Annotated in this window: 17 protein-coding genes and 2 tRNA genes; 4 read left to right on the forward strand and 15 right to left on the reverse strand. The window is 36.2% G+C overall.

Features of this window, described 5'->3' with window-relative positions:
• Position 1: 1 nt before the first annotated feature.
• From ACEN25_RS07890 to porU, 9 genes are all read right to left on the reverse strand, one after another.
• Positions 2-1,090: a mannose-1-phosphate guanylyltransferase gene (locus tag ACEN25_RS07890; protein WP_441802432.1), complete on the reverse strand. Its 1,089-nt coding sequence runs from the start codon at positions 1,088-1,090 to the stop codon at positions 2-4.
• Positions 1,091-1,096: 6 nt separating this feature from the next.
• The gene (locus ACEN25_RS07895; protein ID WP_441802433.1) at positions 1,097-1,693 is read right to left on the reverse strand and encodes a SprT-like domain-containing protein; all 597 of its coding nucleotides are present in this window, start codon (positions 1,691-1,693) and stop codon (positions 1,097-1,099) included.
• Between the two features lie 3 nt (positions 1,694-1,696).
• Entirely contained in the window at positions 1,697-2,386 is a 690-nt protein-coding gene (locus ACEN25_RS07900) for an SDR family NAD(P)-dependent oxidoreductase (protein WP_441802434.1), read from the reverse strand.
• Positions 2,379-3,419, reverse strand: coding sequence for a M28 family metallopeptidase (locus tag ACEN25_RS07905; RefSeq protein ID WP_441802435.1), 1,041 nt, complete (start codon positions 3,417-3,419; stop codon positions 2,379-2,381). Before ACEN25_RS07905 ends, ACEN25_RS07900 begins: the two co-directional genes overlap by 8 nt.
• A gap of 75 nt (positions 3,420-3,494) precedes the next feature.
• On the reverse strand, positions 3,495-5,195 hold the full coding sequence (locus tag ACEN25_RS07910) for a pyruvate dehydrogenase complex dihydrolipoamide acetyltransferase (protein WP_441802436.1): 1,701 nt from the start codon (positions 5,193-5,195) through the stop codon (positions 3,495-3,497).
• 4 nt (positions 5,196-5,199) lie between these two features.
• Entirely contained in the window at positions 5,200-6,201 is a 1,002-nt protein-coding gene (gene pdhA, locus ACEN25_RS07915) for a pyruvate dehydrogenase (acetyl-transferring) E1 component subunit alpha (RefSeq protein WP_028376399.1), read from the reverse strand.
• 163 nt (positions 6,202-6,364) lie between these two features.
• Positions 6,365-6,847 (reverse strand): cytidine deaminase, encoded by a 483-nt coding sequence (locus ACEN25_RS07920; RefSeq protein ID WP_441802437.1) that lies wholly within the window; start codon positions 6,845-6,847, stop codon positions 6,365-6,367.
• Positions 6,848-6,921: 74 nt separating this feature from the next.
• Positions 6,922-8,079, reverse strand: coding sequence for a type IX secretion system outer membrane channel protein PorV (porV, locus tag ACEN25_RS07925; protein ID WP_028376401.1), 1,158 nt, complete (start codon positions 8,077-8,079; stop codon positions 6,922-6,924).
• Between the two features lie 36 nt (positions 8,080-8,115).
• Complete coding sequence (gene porU / locus ACEN25_RS07930) at positions 8,116-12,042, reverse strand: type IX secretion system sortase PorU (RefSeq protein WP_441802438.1); 3,927 nt, start codon at positions 12,040-12,042, stop codon at positions 8,116-8,118.
• A gap of 167 nt (positions 12,043-12,209) precedes the next feature.
• On the opposite strand from porU, the gene gldJ reads away from it, so the two are divergent.
• Together gldJ and ACEN25_RS07940 are read left to right on the forward strand one after the other, a co-directional pair.
• The gene (gldJ, locus tag ACEN25_RS07935) at positions 12,210-13,907 is read left to right on the forward strand and encodes a gliding motility lipoprotein GldJ (RefSeq protein ID WP_028376403.1); all 1,698 of its coding nucleotides are present in this window, start codon (positions 12,210-12,212) and stop codon (positions 13,905-13,907) included.
• An 85-nt stretch (positions 13,908-13,992) separates the two neighbouring features.
• Complete coding sequence (locus tag ACEN25_RS07940; protein ID WP_441802439.1) at positions 13,993-15,285, forward strand: UDP-N-acetylmuramoyl-tripeptide--D-alanyl-D-alanine ligase; 1,293 nt, start codon at positions 13,993-13,995, stop codon at positions 15,283-15,285.
• Positions 15,286-15,343: 58 nt separating this feature from the next.
• On the opposite strand, the gene ACEN25_RS07945 is transcribed toward ACEN25_RS07940, so the two are convergent.
• Positions 15,344-15,418: transfer RNA gene (locus ACEN25_RS07945), tRNA-Val, on the reverse strand.
• 181 nt (positions 15,419-15,599) lie between these two features.
• Here ACEN25_RS07945 and ACEN25_RS07950 point away from each other — a divergent pair.
• Positions 15,600-16,535 (forward strand): sugar phosphate isomerase/epimerase family protein, encoded by a 936-nt coding sequence (locus ACEN25_RS07950; protein WP_441802440.1) that lies wholly within the window; start codon positions 15,600-15,602, stop codon positions 16,533-16,535.
• A gap of 285 nt (positions 16,536-16,820) precedes the next feature.
• On the opposite strand, the gene ACEN25_RS07955 is transcribed toward ACEN25_RS07950, so the two are convergent.
• Positions 16,821-16,893: transfer RNA gene (locus tag ACEN25_RS07955), tRNA-Met, on the reverse strand.
• A gap of 128 nt (positions 16,894-17,021) precedes the next feature.
• Here ACEN25_RS07955 and ACEN25_RS07960 point away from each other — a divergent pair.
• Positions 17,022-18,584, forward strand: coding sequence for a hypothetical protein (locus ACEN25_RS07960; RefSeq protein ID WP_441802441.1), 1,563 nt, complete (start codon positions 17,022-17,024; stop codon positions 18,582-18,584).
• Here ACEN25_RS07960 and ACEN25_RS07965 read toward each other — a convergent pair.
• From ACEN25_RS07965 to ACEN25_RS07980, 4 genes are all read right to left on the reverse strand, one after another.
• A complete protein-coding gene (locus ACEN25_RS07965; RefSeq protein ID WP_028376412.1) occupies positions 18,581-18,937 on the reverse strand; it encodes an STAS/SEC14 domain-containing protein in 357 nt (118 codons plus the stop codon). The genes ACEN25_RS07960 and ACEN25_RS07965 overlap by 4 nt on opposite strands.
• Before the next feature lie 202 nt (positions 18,938-19,139).
• Positions 19,140-19,322 carry a CPXCG motif-containing cysteine-rich protein gene (locus ACEN25_RS07970; protein WP_441802442.1) on the reverse strand — a complete coding sequence of 61 codons (183 nt, stop codon included), beginning with the start codon at positions 19,320-19,322 and terminating at the stop codon, positions 19,140-19,142.
• Between the two features lie 9 nt (positions 19,323-19,331).
• On the reverse strand, positions 19,332-20,720 hold the full coding sequence (locus ACEN25_RS07975; RefSeq protein WP_441802443.1) for a TolC family protein: 1,389 nt from the start codon (positions 20,718-20,720) through the stop codon (positions 19,332-19,334).
• Positions 20,707-23,904 carry an efflux RND transporter permease subunit gene (locus ACEN25_RS07980; RefSeq protein WP_441802444.1) on the reverse strand — a complete coding sequence of 1,066 codons (3,198 nt, stop codon included), beginning with the start codon at positions 23,902-23,904 and terminating at the stop codon, positions 20,707-20,709. The genes ACEN25_RS07975 and ACEN25_RS07980 overlap by 14 nt, the downstream gene beginning before the upstream one ends.
• Position 23,905 lies beyond the last annotated feature (1 nt).

A 23,905-nucleotide genomic window follows, 5' to 3' on the forward strand; every position in this document is an offset into this window, starting at 1 on the left:
GTTACACGAGATCACTCCCAAACTTTTCTTTAACTTCATTTCTCATAATCTTGACATCCTGTTCTTTTGCCTTTGGCATAATTACAAGCACATCCTGACTATCAACAACAATAAAATCTTTCAAACCATCTACTACAACTACTTTACCGGGCTGTGTACGTATTAAATTACCTGTAGACTCCTTAGAAACTACTTTAGCGTTTACAATTACATTGTCATCTTTATCCTTATCAAGCTTATCGTATAAAGATCCCCAAGCACCTAAATCACTCCAGTCAAATGTTGCCGGAATAACACCTACGTGTTTACTTTTTTCAAGTATTCCGTAATCAATACTTATATCTTCTGCTTTAGCATAATTCTCTAATATAAACTGAGCTTCGCTTTGAGTATTCAAAGAGTCATATCCGCTATTAAATAGGGAAAACATTTCAGGTAAATACTTCTCAAATGCTTCTATAATTGCTTTGGCACTCCATATAAAAATCCCTGCATTCCAAGAGTAATTACCTTCAGCTAAAAATGATTTAGCTGTATTATAATCAGGTTTTTCCTTAAATGCTTTTACGGTTTTAACATCAGAATCTGCTGCGGCATATTGAATATAGCCATAACCTGTATGTGGGAAAGTAGGTTCAATCCCCAGTGTTACTAATAGTTTTTCTTCAGAACTATCTGTTGCGCAAGCCTGAAACGCCGTCTCTAAATCTCGTAGAAATGAAGCTTCATCCTCTATCCAGTGATCACTGGGTGCAACGATCATAACAGCATCAGGATTTGACTTGTAGATTTTTAAAGCAGCTAATAAAATACACGGTGCCGTATTACGCATTGCAGGCTCAAGCACTATATTCTCATCCTTAACTTTAGGCAATTGCTCATTTACAAGTGCTTTATACCGTTCATTTGTTAAAACCAGCACATTATCTGCGGGTACGGTCTGAGACAAACGACCAAAGGTGCGTTCTATTAGCGTTTCTCCAGCACCTAAAATATCGTGAAATTGCTTAGGATAACTTGCCTTACTAAGTGGCCAAAAACGAGATCCTACTCCACCAGCCATTATAATTGCGTAATAATTTTTATTCATAAGTGATTATTCTAAAAGCTCTATTTCTGCGTTAGGCTGAAATAAATAAATTCGTCCAGTTGCGGGCTCTAAGCATTCATAGCGCTTAATACGCTTTACACCTTTCTTAAAAATTTTACCGTTGTAAATTCTAAAAAGACTACCCTCCGGAATTTCAAATATATAGTTTTTATCATTGGGAGGATCAAATTCCTTAAGTGCAAGCGACAACTTAGCATCAGTATCACTACTGGCTTTAGGATTTTTAAAATGATGTGCCAGAACCGGTAAAATTTGTTTTGGAAAAATCTCGGGACGTATAAAAGGGAGCATAAGGTTTTGAAAGGTATATTTCCATTCTCTTCCGTGAGGTTTAATACGCGGTCCATATTTCTGAAATGCAACTAAATGTGCTATTTCGTGAATCAAGGTTATTAAAAAACGGTAGGTATTCAGATTTGTATTTACAGTGATTTGATGTCCACCATCTGCTAATCTTCTATAATCTCCATGCCTTGTGACACGCTCATCTACAATTTTAAGGTGTACACCAAAGTTTTTAATTAATTCAAAAACTGGCACAACAGCCTGCTCAGGTATGTATTTACCTAAAATCTCTTTCATAAACTAGGGCGTAGTTGCCGATACCTGTAGTACTTTGCCGTTATAAAATTTTTGAGCTGTAAGTGAAAAGTTAGCGATATAAGAAGCCATTTCCTGTGCTGAAAGCGGTGCTAAATAACCCGGAAATGCTTCTTCAAGCATTTCGGTTTGCACGGCTCCTAAGGCTAAAACATTAAAAGCAATACCTTGTTCCTTATATTCTTCCGCAAGCAATTCACTTAGTGTAATAACCGCACCTTTACTTGAACTGTATGCAGCAAGACCAGGAAATTTTGAACTTCCCTGAATACCACCCATACTGCTTACGGTAACCACATGTGCTCCTTTTGCCATAAATGGAAGAATTGCCTGAGTTAAAGCAGCAACTCCGAACACATTAACCTCGTAAACGCTGCGGAATGATGCTGCAGAAATTTCTTCAAAAGGTTTATTCACTAAAGCTCCTGCATTATGAATTAAAACATCTACAGAACTCCATTGCTCACTAACAAAATCAGAAACTTTCTTCAAGTCTGATGCATTTGTAATATCAAAAGAAAATGTATGTATTCTTTCTAAATTTAATTCTTTTAAAGGCAATTCATTGCGGGATAATGCCAGTACATTATGACCTTGAGCAGCTAAAAGTTGTGCCATTTCAAAGCCTATTCCTCTACTTGTTCCGGTAAGAACTATATTTTTTACGTTACTCATTCCAGATAATTTCGTGAGATTCACTATTAGTCATCCCTTCAACTCCCGGGATCAATTGATTTACAACAGATGCTATATGATCAAAATTCATAACTGCAGCCTCATCGTCTACGTGATGGTAATAATCAAAATTTGTAAAATCAAATGTTGAAACAGTTTGCGCTGGTATTTTAAAAACTTCATAAAACGCATAGTTATCACTACGCTTAAACAAATTATATTCTTTAGCCTGAGGCAAGAATCCCATTACTTTTGCTCCTGAATAACTGTTAAACTTCTCAGCCATATTACTATTTTCAAATCCTGTAAGATATACGCTATAATCCTTACCAATCATTGGCACGCCTATCATCTCAATATTGAACATTACATACGGCTTAATCTGTGTAGTTTTTAAACGCGCTGCTAAATGAGCAGAACCCAAAAGCCCTAATTCTTCAGCAGAAAATAGTGCAAATATAATACTGCGCTTATTTGATTTTGATTTTGCAAAATACTTAGCTAACTCAATTACAGCAGACGTCCCAGAAGCATTATCATTTGCCCCATTTGCAATTACATCTCCATTAACAGCTTTTGCAGTTCCTATATGATCATAGTGCGCTCCTATTACTACATACTCATTTTTTAATTTAGGATCTGTACCTTCTAGCATACCTACTATATTATAACCAGATACCCCTTTTGCATCAAATTTATCTCTGTACGAACTGAAATACGATTTAACACCTGCATCTTGGAATTGTTTTATGATATAGGTCGCTGCCTCATCAATACCTTCACTTCCGGTTTTTCTACCCTGCAAATCATCTGAGGCTAAAAATTCGACGTGTTTTTTAATAGATTCAGGGCTAACGTAAGCCTTAAAATTTTCCGACTTTTTTGCTTCGGTTATTGCGGTCTTAGCAGCTGTTTGAGTGGAATACCCTTTAGATGCCTCTGCGGCCGCCGTTGTGTCAACTTCGCGTACATCAGAATGACTTCCGCAAGCCATAAAAGTAAATGCACTTAGTGTAACTAAAATTTTTCTCATAGGTTCAAGATAAAAAAATCCCATCAGGTATTGACGGGATTTTAAATTATAATCTATTTGTAAACTGTCAACGTATTAGGTCAACATTAAAATAGGATTTTCAATATACATTTTTAAAGTCTGTAAAAATTGAGCACCAGTAGCACCATCTACAGTACGGTGATCACAAGCCATAGATAAGGTCATCGTGTTACCCACTACAATTTTACCCTCTTTAACCACTGGCTTTTCAATAATTGCGCCCACAGAAAGTATTGCTGAATTGGGTTGATTTATTATTGAAGTGAAGTTTGTAATGCCAAACATACCCAGGTTAGAGATCGTAAATGTACTACCCTGCATTTCTTCGGGCTTCAACTTTTTGTTACGTGCTTTACCGGCAAGCTCTTTTACCTCTGCATTTATTTGCTGTAATGATTTTTCATTAGCAAATTCTACTACAGGAACCACAAGACCGTCTGGTACTGCTACTGCAACACCTATATGTACATGTTTATTTAAACGCATCTTATCATCAAACCACTGCGAATTTACTTGAGGATGCTGCTTTAAGGCGATAGAAACCGCTTTAATAATCATATCATTATAAGAAACCTTAGTATCTGGCAATTGATTGAACTGACTGCGAAAAGCAATCATATTCTCCATATTAAACTCTACATTTAAGTAATAATGCGGTGCTGTAAATTTAGATTTACCAAGAGATTTTGCAATCGCTTTACGCATTTGAGAATTACTAACGTCTTCATAGCTTTCTTCACCGGTTGCAACAAACTGCTGAACGCTGGCTCCTGTGGCTGCAGGAGAATAATTCTCCACATCCTTACGCACTACTCTACCGTTTTCTCCACTACCTGATACTTTAGAAATATCTACACCTTTTTCTTCTGCTAATTTTTTAGCTAAAGGAGATGCAAAAACACGACCATCTGCAGATGATGAATTTTGAGGTTTTGGAGCTTCTTTTTTAGATTCCTCTTTCTTAGGAGCTTCTTTTTTAGATTCTTCTTGTTTAGGTGCTTCTTTCTTAGATTCTTCCTTCTTAGGCGCCTCTTTTTTAGAAATTTCTTTTTTAGCTGATCCGCTTTTATTACCGTTTATAATACCGGAAACATCTGTACCCTCTTCACCTATAATAGCAAGTAAGGCATCAACCTTTGCAGTTTCCCCTTCTTGTATACCTATATGTAGCAAAGTACCTTTGTAAAAGGACTCAAACTCCATCGTTGCTTTATCAGTTTCGATTTCTGCAAGTATGTCGCCTTCCTCTACTTTATCACCTACTTTTTTCAACCAGGAAGCAACAGTACCTTCCTCCATTGTATCACTCAATCGAGGCATAGAAATAACCTCAACGCCTTCTGGAATATCAGAACTTTCAATATTATCAGATGATTCTTCTTCTGCATCATCATTAGAATCCTGAGTTTCTTCTTCTTCTTCCTCTTTAGAGTCGTCGGCATTTACTTCTTTAGAATCAGATTTAGACGCTGATTCAGAATCAGAGCTTCCGTCAATCAATCCTGAAATATCTTCTCCTTCTTCACCTATAATTGCTAAAAGAGCATCTACATTAGCAGTCTCTCCCTCTTGAATACCTATATGAAGTAGCGTGCCTTCGTAAAAAGACTCAAACTCCATAGTAGCTTTATCGGTCTCAATTTCTGCAAGTATATCGCCTTCTTCTACTTTATCACCTACTTTCTTAAGCCAGGATGCAACGGTTCCTTCTTCCATTGTATCACTAAGGCGAGGCATTTTTATTACTTCTGCCATACTATTATACTGGTTTATGTGCTAAAAATGGATAATCTTCCTGCTCGTAAACAACATCGTACATAATTGATTTATCTGGAAATTCACTTTCTTCAGCAAATTTCTCACACTCTGCAACTCGTTTCTTTACGCGCTTATCTATCTCTTTTAATTCTTCTTCAGTTGCATATTTTTTCTCTAACAAAATATCCTTAACCTGAGTAATCGGGTCAATTTTTTGATATTCTGCAACCTCATCTTTAGTTCTATACTTTTGAGCATCACTCATAGAGTGACCTCTGTAACGATATGTCTTAAGTTCCAAAAATGTAGGACCATCTCCACGTCGTGCTCTTGCTATCGCCTCATCAAAAGCTTCTGCCACAGCAACAGGATTCATCGCATCAACAGGACCACAAGGCATCTCGTAACCCAATCCCAATTTCCAGATATCTTCGTGATTGGCAGTACGCTTTACTGAAGTTCCCATTGCATACCCGTTATTCTCTACACAAAATACAACCGGAAGTTTCCAGTTCATCGCCATATTAAACGTCTCATGTAAAGAACCCTGACGCGCCGCACCATCTCCGAAGAACGTTAAGGTTACCGCATCACGCTTAAAGTATTTATCTCCAAAAGCAAGACCCGCTCCTAATGGAATTTGCCCCCCTACGATACCGTGACCTCCGTAAAAACGAAATTCTTTAGAAAATATGTGCATAGAACCACCTAACCCCATAGAGGTACCGGTTTTTTTACCATACAGTTCTGCCATTACACGTTTAGGATCTTCTCCCATACCTATAGGCTGCACGTGATTACGATATGCAGTAATCATTTTATCTTTTGTAAGGTCCATTGCATGCAATGCACCTGCAAGAATAGCTTCCTGACCATTATATAAGTGCAAGAACCCTCTTACCTTTTGTTGAATATAGACTTGAGCTAATTTATCTTCAAACTTGCGCCAGAAGGACATCTCTTCATACCAGTTCAGGTATACTTCTTTTGTGATTTCTTTCATTAAATATGGGTTTATCTATACACCAGCTCGTCTTAATTTGACGAATAACAAAAATAGTATATTCAAAAGGAAGAGAGAAAGTCTTTCTCTAAAAAAAACACTACTCTTTTAATATTGAAAAGCAGATCGTATTAAGACTCCTTAAGTACTATTTTATACTATATTACAGGTACTCCTGTGTAAAAAGTAATGGTAGAAGATTTTGTAGCGAATCACTTTTAAATACACTACCGCGTTCTCCCATAAAAAAGATCTCTATAGGCTGTTTTTGCTTTACCTCATATTCTGCAATAGCCTGTCTACAAGAACCACAAGGAGGAATAGGTGTTAATGTCTCTTTATTTTTTGCTTTTGCTGAAATGGCCATCATTTTAATAACAGCATTGGGATAATTTGCCCCCGCATAATATATTGCCGTACGTTCTGCACAAAGGCCAGAAGGATAGGCTGCATTTTCTTGATTATTCCCTTTTATAACCTCACCGTTATCTAACAAAATCGCTGCGCCTACGTGAAATTGGGAGTAAGGTGCATATGCTGCATCTCTAGCATCAAACGCCGCGAGCATTAATTCGTGCGCATCTTTCGGCAATTCTGAAAGATCATCATAAACATCAAGTTCAGATTGAATCTGTATTTTTTTCATCTATAAATTTAAAGTAGCCTACACTATTGCTATATTCAAATATTAATTAGAGCAAGCGGATTAGAGAATACATACTAATACTCAGAATATTCATCTCCAAAACTGAAGGTTATACCAAAACGTAATGTATTTTCTAAAGGATTGCGCACCTGAGTTGTAGAAAAGAGGTAGGAAACATCAATATCAACTGCAGTATATCTAAAGCCTAAACCTAAGGTTGCAAATTTACGAGCTCCTTTTAAATCGCTTTCATTAAAATAACCTGCTCTAAAAGCAAATACATTATCATAATTATATTCTGCTCCTAAAGACCATGTAACCTCTTTAAGCTCTTCGCTTATTCCGTTAGGTGCATCTCCAAAAGATTGAAAAACACCTTCAAAAAAGCCTATAGTTTGATATTCTGAATTATCAGTGCCGTCTATAACTCCATCACCATTAAAATCCTGAGGAGAAGGAACGAGTAATTTATTAAATTCGAGTCCTACAGCAACTGTATTATAAGGATCTAATATAAAATCAAACCCACCTCCCAGTCTTAAGTTTGTAGGTATAAAATTTTCCTGCCCTGCATCGTCATATTTGATTTTAGGACCTATGTTAGAGATATTAAAACCACCGCGCCATCTGCCATCAAAATCATTGTAAGAGATTTGCTCAGATTGATAATATCCCGCTATATCAACACCTAGAGAACCAGCAGCACTCGCATCTTCATCCTGTACCTGCAGTTTTAAATTACTTCTTAAATAACGTCCTGCAACGGCCATAGAAAAACGGTCTCCTAAACGCAGTGCATAAGAAATATCTAATGTAAACTCATTAGGGCTTAAAATTAAAGGATTATCTATTTGCGCCTCATTATCTACAGCCTCTATTTCTCCAAGACTAAAATAACGCAGACTCCCTGCAAAAGCGCTACGATCACTAAACCGGTTATAATAGGTAATCTGCCCTAAAAATATGTCGTTCACTAATTGACTTAAGTAGGGTGTATAATTAAACCCAACGCCCTGTTGCGTTTCTATAAAAGCATATTTAGCAGGATTCCATTGTTGTGAGTACGCGTCAGGACTTGAAGCAACACCTTGATCTCCCATACCGGCAGAGCGTGCATCTGCCGCAATCGCTAAAAAAGGAACGCCCGTGGTAATAGGGCGACCTTCAACATCTTGTGCTGCGGCAGGTAAAACACTTACTAAAACAAGTAAAAAAGGTAGAAGTTTATTCATTAAAGTGGCGCTTTTTGACAAATATATATTAAATGCTTATAGGATGACTAATTTCTCAAATTTTTCAACCTTCTTATTCGTTAACGTAGATTTAACGGTAATCTTATACACATAAACGCCTTTTCCTATTTTTTGTCCGAAATCATCTAGACCATCCCACGTGAGTTCTCTAGATAAAAATCCAGTTGTGCTCACGATTTGATTTATCGTCTTAACAACTTTACCCGAAATTGTAAAAATCTGAACCTGTACTTCTAGTGGTTCATAAGGTCTGTTATGGTTAAACCAAAACTCTGTATAGTTTACAAAAGGATTGGGATAATTAAGTATATTTTCTAATTTCAATTCATCATCACCCGCAACAATAAATTGTAAATCTGCTGTTGATGAATTGTTATAGGTATCCCAGGCTATAACCGTAACGGTATGCAGTCCAGGCTCTAAATCTCTAAGTTTACGCAGCGCTCTACCTAAATTAAAGTTATCTGTATCACTCTCATAAAAATCATTGAGTATGATGGGGTTTTCTTCGTCTCCATCTAAAATCGCTATTAAATCATGTCCTATTCCGCTTGCGGTATTGATACCATTTATATCTTCTAACTTAACTAAAAGTGTAGGTGATGTATTTGTAATGCCCCCATTTACAAAGCCTTCATCATTCATATACAAATTAATCAAAGGCCCCTCATTGTCTTCAGGCGCATTCTCATTTAAGCCACCTACAAGTATTCGTTGATCTACACCTGCCTGATCCTCTAAAACTCCATCACGTTTGCTGTAAAAATTAACCCGCCCATTTCCCAAGGGTATTGCAGCATCTTTAGGAACCACAAAATTAAACGTAAACATTCCGTTCTTCACACTCGCCTGCCCTCTGTATAAAATAGCCCCTAATGTTTTAAAATCTAGAATTAATAAATTTCCGGCTTCATCTGTTGTACCGTCATTACCCAGTGTCTGCCTGTTTACATACTTGTCATAAATAGTAGTTGCCAGATCACCGGTGTAATCTTCTATACGATTGCCCGAAACGTCAACCACCTCCCCGCTCATCTTTATACGACTCAAGGCCTTCAAGGTGTCTGTCTGCTGCGTTACCGGAATATCATTTATCGTCGTAAGTCTAATGTTAGGCTTAGCAAAAGCTAATTTCATCGCAGGGTCTCCTATATAAAAAATCACCCGGCGGTTATCGTCATTTATTTGATTTTTAGTCTCTCTCAGATTTTCGGCAACACTTTTTATTTCATTTGTACCAAAGGAAAATAGGTCTGAAGTAAGTTGCCTGTTAAATGCAACACCCAACCTTACTGAAATTTCTCGTGTAGTTGCTACAAGGCCCACCGCTCCACCATCAGAGTTCCAGAATAATTCTTCTCCCGCCGCCGTACGATTAGGATTATCAAAACGGGTAAACTCACACGTTACCGTTACAATTACCGGAAGCTTATCTGTATTATTTAAATTCTTAGCATTCTCACGTGTAAAAATAAATTCTGAAGCCAGCGTATTTTCGCCACCATGCCCTAAATACGCCATAACCAATGCACCTACCTCTAGTTCGTTTGAGATCGCCTCATTAACCTCGGGATATCTGTTGCCACCAGCTGATGACTGCTGCTGATAACTGTCACTGTGTATTTTTTTTACATTTATAAATGGTTTCTCTACCTGAATCTGATCTCCAAGGGCATCAATTGTAGATTCTAATTCTGCAAATTCCCAGGGTAAATCAACATCATCACTTACTAAAACAAAATTATTGCGCCATCTTCCTAAAGCGGCCTGTGAATCGTATCGTATTATTTTATCAACAACAGCATTTGCAAGTTGTGGTGTATCTGCTAAAATTCTTCCCACCGCCACATCAAGACGATCTGCTCCGCCATTACCAGCAGGACTTCCATTCTCAATAACTCCCTCGTTAAGATCTAGTGAACCAAAATAATCATCGCTCATATACGACTGCGACTGTGAGAAGCTGTAATACGTATTAAATGTGGGGACTATATTGTTATTATTAGCAATACGATCTTTATAATCAAAAGAAGTATCCCCAAAAAGGCATAAATATTTAAGACGGGTATCTACTGAGGAAGCATTATCATACACATAGCGTACTAAATTACGTATGGCTCCTATATCTGCATTTCCAGAATTAAACTCGTTATAAATCGCATCAAGCGTGAGTACTTTAACATTTAAATTTCTATAATTTCTGTTATGAGTTGCTAAACGCTCTGCCTGCGGCCGTAAGAGTTCTGATGTAACTATTAAATAATCTACATCTCGAAAACCACCACTACCCTGAAAGATCGTGCCTTTAATATTTTGATTTTGCACTAACGAATTTCCATTTTCGCGTAGCGGAAGATAAAAATCCTGAGGGTTAAGCGCTACATACTTATGCTGTACACCCAGCTGCGCCTTAAAACTAAAATTTGAAGCGCTTTCTGCATTTACTACTGAAGTTATGGCTGTTTTATTAGTAACATCCCAAATTTCAGAAAATTCGGAAGCATTACTTAATTCAAAGCGACCTACTCCTAATGTACTTGCCGTGCTATTCTTTGAAAAAGCCAATTGCACTCCGGTTCCTGCTAATCTTCGCTCTGCTCCTATCGCTATAAAATCTAGAAACCCCGTCCCCGAAGGATTGCCGTTGTTATTATAGTTAAGCGTTAGATTCAATTGATCTCCATTTACAAGGACAGGCGGATTTGAGACAGGAGTTAAAAAACTATCATAGGTGGCATCACGCGCTAAAATAGATTCATTTATGGGTAATATATTAAGTGTAGAAACCGCATTTCCATTTAGACTCACCGTAAAAAACGTAGGCGATTCTGAAATTGCAGCAGTATAAACCTTAAGATTTACTGGGGTTGTTGCAACTCTATTCGGAAAATTAAACTTAAAACTTTGTTCATTTTCAATATCAAAACGCTCCCCAAACCAGCGTCTGCCGAGATTGAGTAAATTTTGCTCGTCTAACTCGTGGTATTGGTAATCATCAAATGTGTTAATCACAACATCTGCATTCGCAGCAGGTTGTTGCATTTCTTTTACCCGCAAACCAGAACCTCCAGAAGCGGTAATAAAATAAGAAGTTTTATCTGTATAGGCATTAATATGCGTCAAGCTTTCAGCATTGAAACCCTGTGGGCCTTCGGCATAAAACAATATATAGTCTGTATCATCAAAACGGGAATCATCTTCTCCTACAACCTTAATGGTATTTTCCTGTGGGTCAAACAACAAATTATCTGCATTACGTAAGGGCAACATAGCACCACCGTTTCCATAAATTTTCAAATTCTGCGGATTGATTGCATTAACATTCATTCCCAATGACTCCAGAAAACTTTTATCGAGTTTATAAATTCCGGTTTTTTCTACATAAAATTTATAAATAGCTCCAGAAGCAAGCACAGAATTTTTAGTTTCTTGTAGAACTGCAGAACGATTTGATTTAAGACGTTTTTCACTATATTCAATTCTAAACGACTCAACACGTTTTAAAATCTTATTCTCGTAAAATATAGGAAAAAAATCAAATTCAAAATATGTTTCTCCCCGAGCAGTAGAAATGCCTGACTTAAACTGAAAGTCTTCAGTGATCGTATTTATATCTAAATCCTTTAAATCTTGCTTGCTTATAATTTTTGTTGAAAGTGGAATAAAATTCACTGAAGCTGGAGACGTACCCACATTCATTTTCCATCTATTATGATATTTAATTCCTCTAACAGATGAATAACTGAAAAATTCAGGCTCAAAACCAGGTACAAATCTTGGCCTTGCTTGAGTAGAAATATTTACAGATTCGCTCCAGTTTATAACAAACTCTTTATTCTGCGCAAACACAGCACAAAATGCAAAAAGCAAAACGACATTCAGTTTAAAAGTTCTCATTGGGTAATTTACAAGGCTTTGCAAAATAAGTAAGAAATCTAACATAATTCATTTTAGTGTATTAGATATACTAAACAGCACGATTTTTCGTTTGAAAGGAGCTAACTCACTGTATTAATTGACTTAGTATTTGCATAACTTATAATTTTATTGCAATTTGACTGCTTTATATTATATTGCAGTCCCAAATTTTGCTTAAAGAATTTACACCTATGAATAGGAATCTTGTGCTTAAATCGCTCAGCTTCAGCCTTGTTGCAGTATTACTATCAAGCTGCGGAGGCAAAGGCAAAGACTACAAAAACAGCTCTAGAGCCACAGGCTGGAGTATTAATGACAGAGATGGCGGTTTTCAAGCCAATACAGACTATAAAGAGCAGGAAGCTGCTCCCGGTTTAGTATTTATTGAGGGCGGTACCTTCACAATGGGTCAGGTTCAGGATGATGTGATGCACGATTGGAATAATACTCCAAATCAACAACACGTACAATCTTTCTATATGGATGAGACCGAGGTAACTAACCTTATGTATCTCGAATACCTTGATTACCTAAAAAAGGTATTCCCTCCAGAAGAAGCAAATTACCGTAATATCTACTACGGCGCTTTACCAGATACTTTAGTGTGGCGTAACCGTCTTGGTTTTAACGAGACAATGACAGAGAATTATCTACGTCACCCTGCTTATGCCAGATACCCTGTAGTAGGAGTTAGCTGGATACAAGCTGTAGAATTCGGTACCTGGAGAACAAACCGTTATAACGAATTTGTGTTAGAACAGGAAGGTTACACTCAAAAAGGAGCGAAATACAATGTAGATGCAGAGTCTACATTTGACACTTACACCTACTTACAATCTCCGAGTTTAACTTATGGCGGTCAAGATGATGTAATTCGAGGAGGAAGAGCTTCTGCACAGCGTGAGAAAGCAAATACTCCAAAAGCAAACCCGAATAATCCCGGAGGAAGCCCTGAGGCAAAAGACATTTATGTACAAATGAAAGATGGTATTATTTCTACTACAAAATATCGTCTACCTACCGAAGCAGAATGGGAATATGCCGCTTTAGGACTTGTAGGAATAAGAGAATATAACGTTTACCGTGGTAGAAAAAAATATCCTTGGGATGGTGCTTACACACGTTCTGGTAATCGCAAGACACGGGGTGATCAATTAGCTAACTTTAAACAAGGAGATGGTGATTACGGCGGTATCGCAGGTTGGTCTGATGACAATGCAGATATTACTGCAGAGATTAAATCGTATGCTCCTAACGATTATGGCTTGTATGATATGGCCGGAAACGTTTCAGAATGGGTAGCTGACGTATACAGACCTATTGTAGATGATGAGTACAATGATTTTAACTACTACCGTGGTAACGTCTACACTAAAAACGCTATTAATGAAGATGGTACTGTTAAAGTACTTACAACTGCAGATATCGTTTTTGACACCCTTGATAATGGTAAAATTATTGCACGTAACCTACCTGGAGAAATTTTACAGGTTCCTGTTAACGATGACGATACCTATTTAAGAACTCAATTTTCTGAAAGTGACAACCGTAATTTTAGAGATGGTGACAAACAGTCTTCTCGATATTACCAAAGTTTCTCAGACTCAGAATCTACAAATGACAGAATGTATGATTCTCCTATTAACAAAATATCAGCAGGAGAAAATGGTTTGAATAAAGAATACGATAAAGCAAATGATCGTACTACTTTAATAGATGACGAGGTTCGTGTATATAAAGGTGGATCCTGGAGAGACAGAGAATACTGGTTAGATCCTGCACAACGCAGATACTTACCACAATCTATGGCTACAGATGATATTGGCTTTAGAAATGCGATGTCACGAGTAGGATCAAAAGCTACTAAAAATAAAACACCTAGAAACTAATTTTAGATCTACGGTACTAACATAAAGTATTAATTATTAATGCCCTCAGCTTTCTAGCTTTGGGCATTTTTTTTAACTGATTACTATGGAAATAAATGATATTCACTCCTTATTTTTAAAAAGTAAAGGGGTTACCACAGACACTCGCAAAATAAAACGAGATACGATCTTCTTTGCCTTAAAAGGAGATAATTTTAACGGTAACACCTATGCGGTAGAAGCTCTAGAATACGGAGCATCATATGCGATTATTGACGACAAAGATTATGCGTCAGATAATAACCGAATAATTCTAGTAGCAGATGCGCTTAAAACACTTCAGGACCTTGCACACATACATAGAAAGCACTTAGACATTCCTATATTGGCCTTAACAGGGAGTAATGGTAAAACCACAACAAAAGAATTAATTAACTCCGTTCTTTCTAAAAAATTTAAGACAGTTGCTACCCAGGGCAATTTAAACAACCATATAGGTGTGCCTTTAACCCTGTTATCTATGACTTCAGATACTGAGTTTGGGATAGTAGAAATGGGTGCAAATCACATTGGCGAGATTGAACAACTAACAGAAATTGCAGCTCCAGATTTTGGTTATATAACAAACTTTGGCAAAGCCCATCTAGAAGGTTTTGGCGGCGTTGCAGGTGTAGTTAAAGGTAAGAGCGAACTTTACACGTACCTTATAGGACACAAAGGAACCTTGTTTTTAAACCTCGATGATCCTATTCAAAAGAGTAAAACAGGCCAAACACATAGCTACACATTTAGTCAATCTGAAGGTTCTGACGTGCATTTTAGGTATGAAACAGCAAACCCATTTGCTTCCTTAATTTTGAACAATCAACATCTCAAAAGCAATTTAATAGGCCAGTACAACACGATAAATATTGCGGCCGCTGCTGCAATAGGCTGCTACTTTAAAATAAATACCGAAGATATTATAAATGCTATTGAATCTTATATTCCCTCTAATAACAGATCTCAGATCATTGAGCGGGAAGAACAGACAATCATTCTAGATGCCTACAATGCAAATCCTTCAAGTATGGAAGCTGCATTAAACAATTTTGCCGGTTTAGAAGCAAAATCTAAAATTGCATTTTTAGGAGATATGTTTGAACTGGGAGAAAGCGCAGTAGAAGAACATCAATATATTGCTGATTTAGCACGTAATTTAGACCTGGAAAATGTTGTTTTTCTTGGTGAAAATTTTAAAAAAATAAAAACTAAAAACCACCAATATAAAAATATAAAGGATCTTGAAGAAAAAGGACTTCCTGCTGAAATTTCCTATTTGCTTCCGCAGGCGACTATTTTAATTAAAGGTTCAAGAGGGATGAAGCTAGAAGGTATCTTAGATCTTTTAAATAATTAATCTACTATACAAAAGAATTAAAAGAGGGTTTTATCTGAAGATAAAACCCTCTTTTATGTGGGATATATTGGATTCGAACCAATGACTTCCACGTTGTCGACGTGACACTCTGAACCAACTGAGTTAATATCCCTTAAAGAAAGTAAAGCTAATTAAGTATTTGAATACATACAATGTATTTTAGCCTTAAATTAAATCACAATCTCAGGTTACTCGTTTGTATAATTAAAAACTCAATACGTATTAAGTAAGTAATTTATCATCTATAGTAATTAGAAAAACTTAATTTTAAAATGTAAACAAATTAGATATTTATGAAAATACAACCTTTTCAATTTAAAAATGTAAAACTTGCAGGACTTGCATTAGCTTCCGTTTTGTTATTTTCTTGCGGTGATCAAAAGAAAAAAGACAGCAGCGATGAAGTTGAAGTAGTAAGCCAGGATTCAATTAAAACAGCACAATTTGGTGGTTTAGCACTTTATACATTGCGTGATGCAATGACAGAAAATGCAGAAACAACCTTACAAACAGTCGCAGGAGACGGTTATGCATATATTGAAGCAGCCGGCTATGAAGAGGGAAAATTTTACACGATGACTCCGCAGGATTTTAAATCATTTTGTGAGGGTATTAATTTAAAACCGGTAAGTACACATCAGGGTTCTGTAACTTTAGAAAATGCAGAACAGATGATTGCAGATGTAAAAGCAGCAGGTTTTCAATATTTTGTTATTCCTGTACCTCCTATGGGTATGTTTACTTTTGATCAGGAAACAATGACAATGGGTATGACAGGTACTGTTGAGGAGCTCACAAAAATTCTAAATACTCTCGGGGAGCAGTGTAATGCTGCCGGGTTACAATTGCTATATCACAATCATGATTTTGAATTCAAAAAAAATGAGAATGGAATAGTACCTATTGATTACTTGCTTGAAAACACTAACTCTGAATATGTTAACTTTCAAATGGACCTGTATTGGGTGACTAAGACAGGTGCAGACCCTGTCGCTTATTTTGAAAAGTATCCTGGCAGATTTAAATTATGGCATGTGAAGGATATGGATGACGAAGGAAAATTTGCTCCTGTAGGTGAAGGTAAAATTGACTTTAAACGTATTCTTGCTGAAAAAGAAAAGTCTGGGATGCAATATTACTTTGTAGAACAAGATCAAACTTTTAACCACACACCTCTAGAAGCAATTAAGATTAGCCATCAAGGCTTAGAGACTATTGGTTTTAATTAAAACCGAATAGCGTTACAACCTTAAAAAGGCTATCATTTAGATAGCCTTTTCTTTTTGCACTTTTAAACGACTCCTATTTTAAAAAGAAGCAAGTCTATATAGTTTATATTATTTAAGATTTAAACAAGAATCTCAGACAAAAACTCTTACTTATAATTAGTACTTGATACAGATCATTAACTATCTGATTTTAGATTAAATAGAATCAATTTAAAACTTAGTATTAAAGCAAAATGATATAATCAAAAAAGGCTTCACATTTCTGTGAAGCCTTGTCTTTGCTAGTAGCGGGAACTGGACTCGAACCAGTGACCTTCGGGTTATGAGCCCGACGAGCTACCTACTGCTCTATCCCGCGATATTGGACGGCAAATATAGAACACTTCTTTGGTTCTCACAAGGGCTTTTTGAAAATATTTTCATTCCGCATTAAAATTATAATTTCACTAACATTAATAGCCTGAAATATAGATACCTTTAATCTTCATGAAAAAAATACTAATTTCTCTTTTCGTCTTTTTTAGCCTTCTAGGCGTGGCCGCAATTTTTCTCAATAGCTATCTAAAGAACCAACTTCAGCAGATTATAAAAAATGATTTGCCCTCCACAATAAATCTTACCTACGAAGATTTAAATATTGACAGTTGGGGTGGCAATGCCAGTATGAAAAACGCTACTGTAAGTATAATTGCTAATGATTCTATGCCTCGTAGTAAAGTAAACAATGCTACCGTAATGTTAAAAGGATTAGATCACTGGGATTATTTTAGAAACAAGAATATTCATTTTAAAAAAATTACCATTCTTGCAGATAGCCTTTCTCATTATAAGCAGGTAAAAAAAGAAACAAAGAAGTTTTCTAAAGACAGTACAAGCACAAATCCTATTAAGGCTGAAAACATAAATGGCACCTTTCATATTGAGGAGTTTGAGCTGGTGACTAATTATATCCAAATTTTAAAACCAGAAACAGAAGACATACTACTTAAAACGGCCCACTTTAATCTAAACCTACAAAACATTACCCCTACTATTACAGAAACCATTACAAGACCTTTTAATTACGAGCGCATTAGCCTTAGTTACGACTCGCTATATTACCAAATAAATGATTTTGATGAGCTTACTGTTCAAAACGTGCACTGGGATGGCTCCTCATTACAAATGACCAATACACAGCTTAAAACAGCAGTTTCGCGCAAGCAATTAAGTAATAGTATTAGTAAAGAACGAGATCACGTAAATCTGTTAATTAAAAAAATTAGCATTGATTCTCTAAGATACGGAGAACGCTCTGGCAGGTTCTATATAAACACGCCATTAATCTTGCTTGAGGAGCCTGCGCTCAACCTTTACAGAGATAAACTTCTTGCAGATGATTTTAGCACAAAACCTTTGTACTCAAAAATGTTACGTGATCTAAAGTTTGATTTAATGGTAGATTCTTTAAAAATTAAAAATGGCTCTATAATCTATACGGAGAAAGTAAATCAAGGTTCAAAGTCAGGATCTATAAATTTTAAAAACCTGCAAGCTAACCTTACTAACATTGGTAACACCTACAAAGAACACGAGAAAAAAACTAAAATAGCTATAAAGGCTATTTTTATGAAACAAAGCCCTATGACTCTCGACTGGGAATTTGATGTACAAAACAAGCAAGATAAATTTTATCTAGTGGGTAGTTTAAGTAAGCTTCCCGTAAAAAATCTAGATGGCTTTACCTCACCTAACCTTGGCGTTGAAATGCAAGGGAATATTGCGCACACATATTTTACTATTACCGGTAATGACTATAATTCTCATATAGACATGCAAATGACATATGACGACTTTAAAGTAAATATTCTAAATCAAGAAAAGAAAAAGAAAAAATGGTTAGCATCAACAATTGCTAATATTTTTATTTCTAACACAAGTAAGCGGGAAGATCAAGGCTTTAAGGAGGGCTCAGGTGACGTTACCCGAAATCAAAACAAATCTTTTTTTAATTACCTCTGGATTAATTTAAAAGATGGAATGCTAAAAACAGTTACTGTATTAGATTAATTTGAAGCAATCCATTCTATAGCTTCTAAACGACGATCTATAGTAAAATTTTTGAAATCTTTGCCCAGTATAGACTTATTGACATTAGTTATTGCGTGTATCCACTTACGATTTGTTACCATTGCAACCTTGTTTAACCTGTGGCTATGCTGCATTGGGAATATACTTGCAATAAAAACCGCATCAAGTGTAAAACGATTAATATTATTGTCTTCTAAGTAAAGATTTATAGTTTCGTGCTCTTCAAACATTTTTAGAATTGCCTGCTTCAATTCACTAATTGCATCGTAATTCATGGTACCTTCTACAATGTAACCAATTGCATTATCAGAAAAACTAAAATTTAAAAGCACTGAGGGGGAATTTTATGCAAATATAATAATAAAGATATAGTAATGTGTATCTAATTTTCAGGTTAGAAAGACCTTAGCAAATAGCAATTTTTAGAACAGTAAGCTTAGCTTTCCTCCAAATAAAGGCAGTATTCTTAAATTTTAGGATTGAATTGTATAAAAAATACAATACCCCAACCGCTACAAATTTTTATAATTACTGCTATTGCTCTATACTTTGCGCAGAAAATGTCACAAGCTCACCATCTTCATAACCCACCGTTAGCTCTATAGGATTGCAACATACTTCACAATCTTCAACATAAATCTGATGCCGCACTGAAACGTCTAATAACATCGAGATTTCTTCCCAGCAATACGGACATTGAAAAAAATGCTCTTCCATCATAATTACTTATAGTTCCACATTTAGAATTTCGCCGCTAATTTGAAGTACTAAAATCTCTGCAATTTTAGCATCATACTTGGCTTGACTCCTACTTAATTCAGCATTTAACAAATTGAGTTGTGCTTGCCTAAATTCTATAGAAGTGACCTGACCTAAATTGAATTTCTCTTTAGTACGTTCAAAATTATTTTTTGCTGTGACAATATTATCTTCCTGAACTTCAAAGATTCTAAGTTTGTTTTGATAATCGTCCCAAGAATTATTAAAATTACGTTCTATATCAATTTTTAATTGCTCTTTTTGAAGCTTTTGGTTTTCTAAAACAATTTTAGCATTCTTAACTCTTGTAATCGTGCCTCCGCCATCAAATAAATTCCAGGTTAAATTAACCCCAGCCGAAAATCCAGTGGTTGTATTTTGAAGTAAAAAGGCTAATGGACTATTATTGCTAGACTCATTCCAACCATACGAACCCGTTAGACCTACTGTAGGCAAATAGCCGGATTTGCTTGCTTTAAGTGTAAATTCATTAATGGCAATATTCTTTTCATTTTGAACTATTGTTACATTATTGTTCAACATGTTTAATAGTAAATCTGACTTATTTAAGTGAATTAAAAATGCAACGGTCGTATCGACTTCAAATGTATTTTTGATAGTATTACCTGTAACAACGTTTAAATCACGTTTCGCATTTATTAAATTTTGCTTTGCCGAAATTATACTGATACTATCATTATTAATATCAACACGTGCATTCAATACATTGAGCTTTGTGTTTTGACCATATTCAAATTGAAATTCGCTTCGTAATAATCGGTCTTTTGAAATTTCAATAGTTTCCATGAGCGACTTTAAATTTTCGCTTAGCTGAGCCACGTTATAATAAACTGATAATAATTGTACAGTTGTATTTTCAATTGTCTCTCTGGCTTGTAATTCCGATAAATTATATTCTTGCTTTAGGCGTTTGTAGTCATAGTAACGTCCTAAACCATCAAACAAAACATAATCTAAATTTATAGATGCATTATATCGTCTGGTTTCTGCACCTTCGGCAATTCTGGTATCACCATTTGCTAATTGTCCTTCTGAATTTTGACGATCAATAGACGCACCTGCCAAACCTGTTAAGATTGGCAAATATCCTGAGTTTAAAATATCCTGATTGTTCTCTGCGATCTCAACATTATTATTGGCGATTTGTATGCCATAATTATGCTTCAAGGCTAGAGTAACAGCTTCTGAAGGTTTAACGACTTGTTGTGCTAATGAAATATTGCAACAGATTATAAGCCCTAAAAGCATACCATATCTGCTTCCCATTTGCCCCTTTAATAGTTTTACTCTACTAACATCTAATATTCTATTTACTCGTGAATTAATGCTCTTCATCTTCCTCTTTTAATTCTTTAATTGCACGTTCAACATCTTCTCTACTGGGCTCCTCTCCTGTTTTTACCCAAACTGATTTCGTTTTAATCCAGTTTGAAATAGACAATAATAACGGAAGCATTAATAAGGTTAATAAAGTTGCGATGGCGATACCATAAGAAATAGAAATTGCCATAGGCTTTAAAAACTGTGCCTGACGGCTCTTCTCAAGAAGTAAAGGAGCAAGACCTGCAATAGTTGTTATACTGGTCAGGAAGATCGCTCTAAAACGAGAACGGCCTGCTTCAAAAATAGCATCTTCAAACTTCATCCCTTCTTTGAGAAAACCGTTGAGTTTACCTATGAGAACCAAACCATCGTTTACCATAATACCTATTAAAGCAATAATACCCAGAGCAGAAAGTACATTTATCGGAAAACCGTGAATATAATGCCCCCAGGCAACACCTATCACACTAAAAGGAATCATAAACAACAGTAAAAACGGCTGACTGTAACTGCGGAAGGTGAATGCGATAGTTGCATAAATAAGGAATAAAATAACCCAAATTACCTCGTTTGCAGAATTGCTTAGCTTTTCTGCCTCTCTATTTTGACCCTCGTAAGAAACTGATAAGGTTGGATATTTTGATAAAATATCGGGTATTACCGTTGCCTTAATTTCAGCAAGTATATCTGTAGTGCTTCCGTTAGGGTCTGCCATATCTGCATTAACCTGTATTTCACGTTGTCCTTCTAAGTGACTAATAGATTCATCACCTCTAGAAATAGTATAAGTCGCTATCTCACTCAGCGGAATACGCTCTCCGGTAGGAGTAACAATACGCATATCATCAAGATCATTTAGACTGCTACGATCACTGCGATCATAACGCACCCAAACGCGTATCTCATCTTGCCCGCGTTGAAAACGTTGCGCCTGCGTTCCAAAAAAACCACTACGCACCTGCGTCATCACACTGCTTAAATTAAGTCCTAAAGAATAAGCTGTTTCCTTTAATACAATTTGTATTTCTTTAATTCCCTCAGGGTCTGTATCAACCACATCGCGCAGCAATGCATTATTCTCGAGACTAGCCCGCAACTCGTCTTTAGCTGCTTCTAATTCTTCAGTATTATTTCCTAATAGAGAAATAGATATAGGGCTTCCGCCAAAATTACCTCCAGAACCAAAAGTTAAACGCTCTACGCCAAACACTTCTCCTACTTCATCCCGAATGGAGTTTGTTATATCTGGAGAAGAAAAGTCTCTAAACTCCCCGGGCAATAAATTTATGCGTAGAGAAGCCTTATTGTTTCCAGGTCCCACACGCTTAATGATATTTTCAACAACCTGTAAATTATCGGTTTGCTTGTTTGTATAGTCTTCATTTACACGCCAGGCAGCTTTCTCTACCATTGTGATAATACTATCTGTACGCTGTGGGTTTGTACCTTCAGGCATTAACAATTCTATAGAAACTGTATCACTCGCAATACTTGGAAAAATAGTCACACCTATCACACTTCCCATAATTGAACCCACAGTGACAATAAGTAAAGCGGCAATTATACAAAACGAAATAAGCTGGTTTGTAAGTGTAAACCGAAGTGCAGGCGTGTAAATTTTGTCCCGCATATAACTCATAAACTGATCGCCTTTCTTATTGAAATAGCGCAGTTTGTACATAAACTTTTGAATTCCCGTTTTCTTAGCAATATCTAATTCAGACTCACGTACTAAAGCTTTACTGTGTGCAATATGCGCCGGTAAAATAATTAAAGCTTCCACGAGAGATACTACAAGTGTAAGAATCACGACCGTAGAAACTTCTCCAAAAAACTCCCCTATTCTACTGTCGAGAAATAAGAAGGTTGAGAATGCTAAAACCGTGGTTATAATTGCTGAAATAATAGGTGGAATAACCTCTACAGTACCATCAATTGCGGCTCTAATGGGTGTTTTACCCATCTCATAATGCTGATAGATATTTTCTGAAATCACAATACCGTCATCAACCAGAATACCTATAACGATAATCATCCCAAAAAGAGACAATACATTAATTGTTACACCAAAGCTTCCGGCAAATATAAACATTCCTAAAAATGCTACGGGAATCCCTGCTGCTACCCAGAATGCAAGACGCGTATTTAAGAAAAAAGACAAAAATAAGATTACCAGAAGAATACCTTCTGCGCCATTTACTAACAGTAAATTTGTACGCTGCTCCAGACGTATTGAAGAATCTGAGGTAATATCTATATGTACTGCATCGTATTTTGCATTAAAATCTTCAATATAAACTTTAACCTGTTCTGCAGTTGTAAGCAGGTCTTCATTGTTAGTATTACTTATCTCAACATTAACCGCAAGATTCCCGTTAAAATAAGATGCATTAGGCGTCTCTGAGAAACGATCTCTAATTACTGCCACATCGTTAAGTCTTATGAGCGATCCGTCATTATTTGCACGTACAATGAGATTATTAAGATCATCGCCGTAATACGATCTGTTGTTTGCCCTTATAAGATAATCTTCTTTTTCCGTTTTAATGTTTCCTCCGGTGGTAAGAATATTTGCTCTGGAAACTGCCTGCGCAACTTCAGTAAAGGTAAGTCCATACGCCAGTAAATCATTTTCGCGTACAGCAATTTCAATTTCTTCATCAGGATAACCGCTTATTTCTATCTGCGATATTCCATCCATCGCCCGTAAATCATATTCAATAGTTCGTGCAATTTGCTTTAAGGTAGCAAGATCTATGGTTTCTCCACTCACCGCAAAACCTATAGTCTGTCGTATTGCTTCCTGCTTAGCGACAACCAGAGGCTCCATCCCCGTAGGAAAACTGGGTACGCGATCAACGGCATTTTTTACTTCAGCAAGAATGACATTAATATCTTCATCCTGATCAATCTCTATCGTAACGTTACCACCGTTTTCTCTAGATGTAGATGTCACACGATCTATGCCTACAAGACCTTTAAGATTATCCTCAATTTTAAGAATAATACCTTCTTCTATTTCTTGCGGAGAAGCACCGGGATACGTAACGTTAATCGTGATTATTTGTGAATCTATTAAAGGGAAAAATGAAGATTTCATCCTCAAAACTCCGATGATTCCAAAAATCACAAAAGCCATAATAACCACATTGACGGCTACACTGTATTTTATGAAATAACTAATTAATTTTTTCATA

Origin of the sequence: Leeuwenhoekiella sp. W20_SRS_FM14 (genome assembly GCF_052119605.1) — a bacterium.
In the GTDB taxonomy this organism is placed as follows: domain Bacteria; phylum Bacteroidota; class Bacteroidia; order Flavobacteriales; family Flavobacteriaceae; genus Leeuwenhoekiella.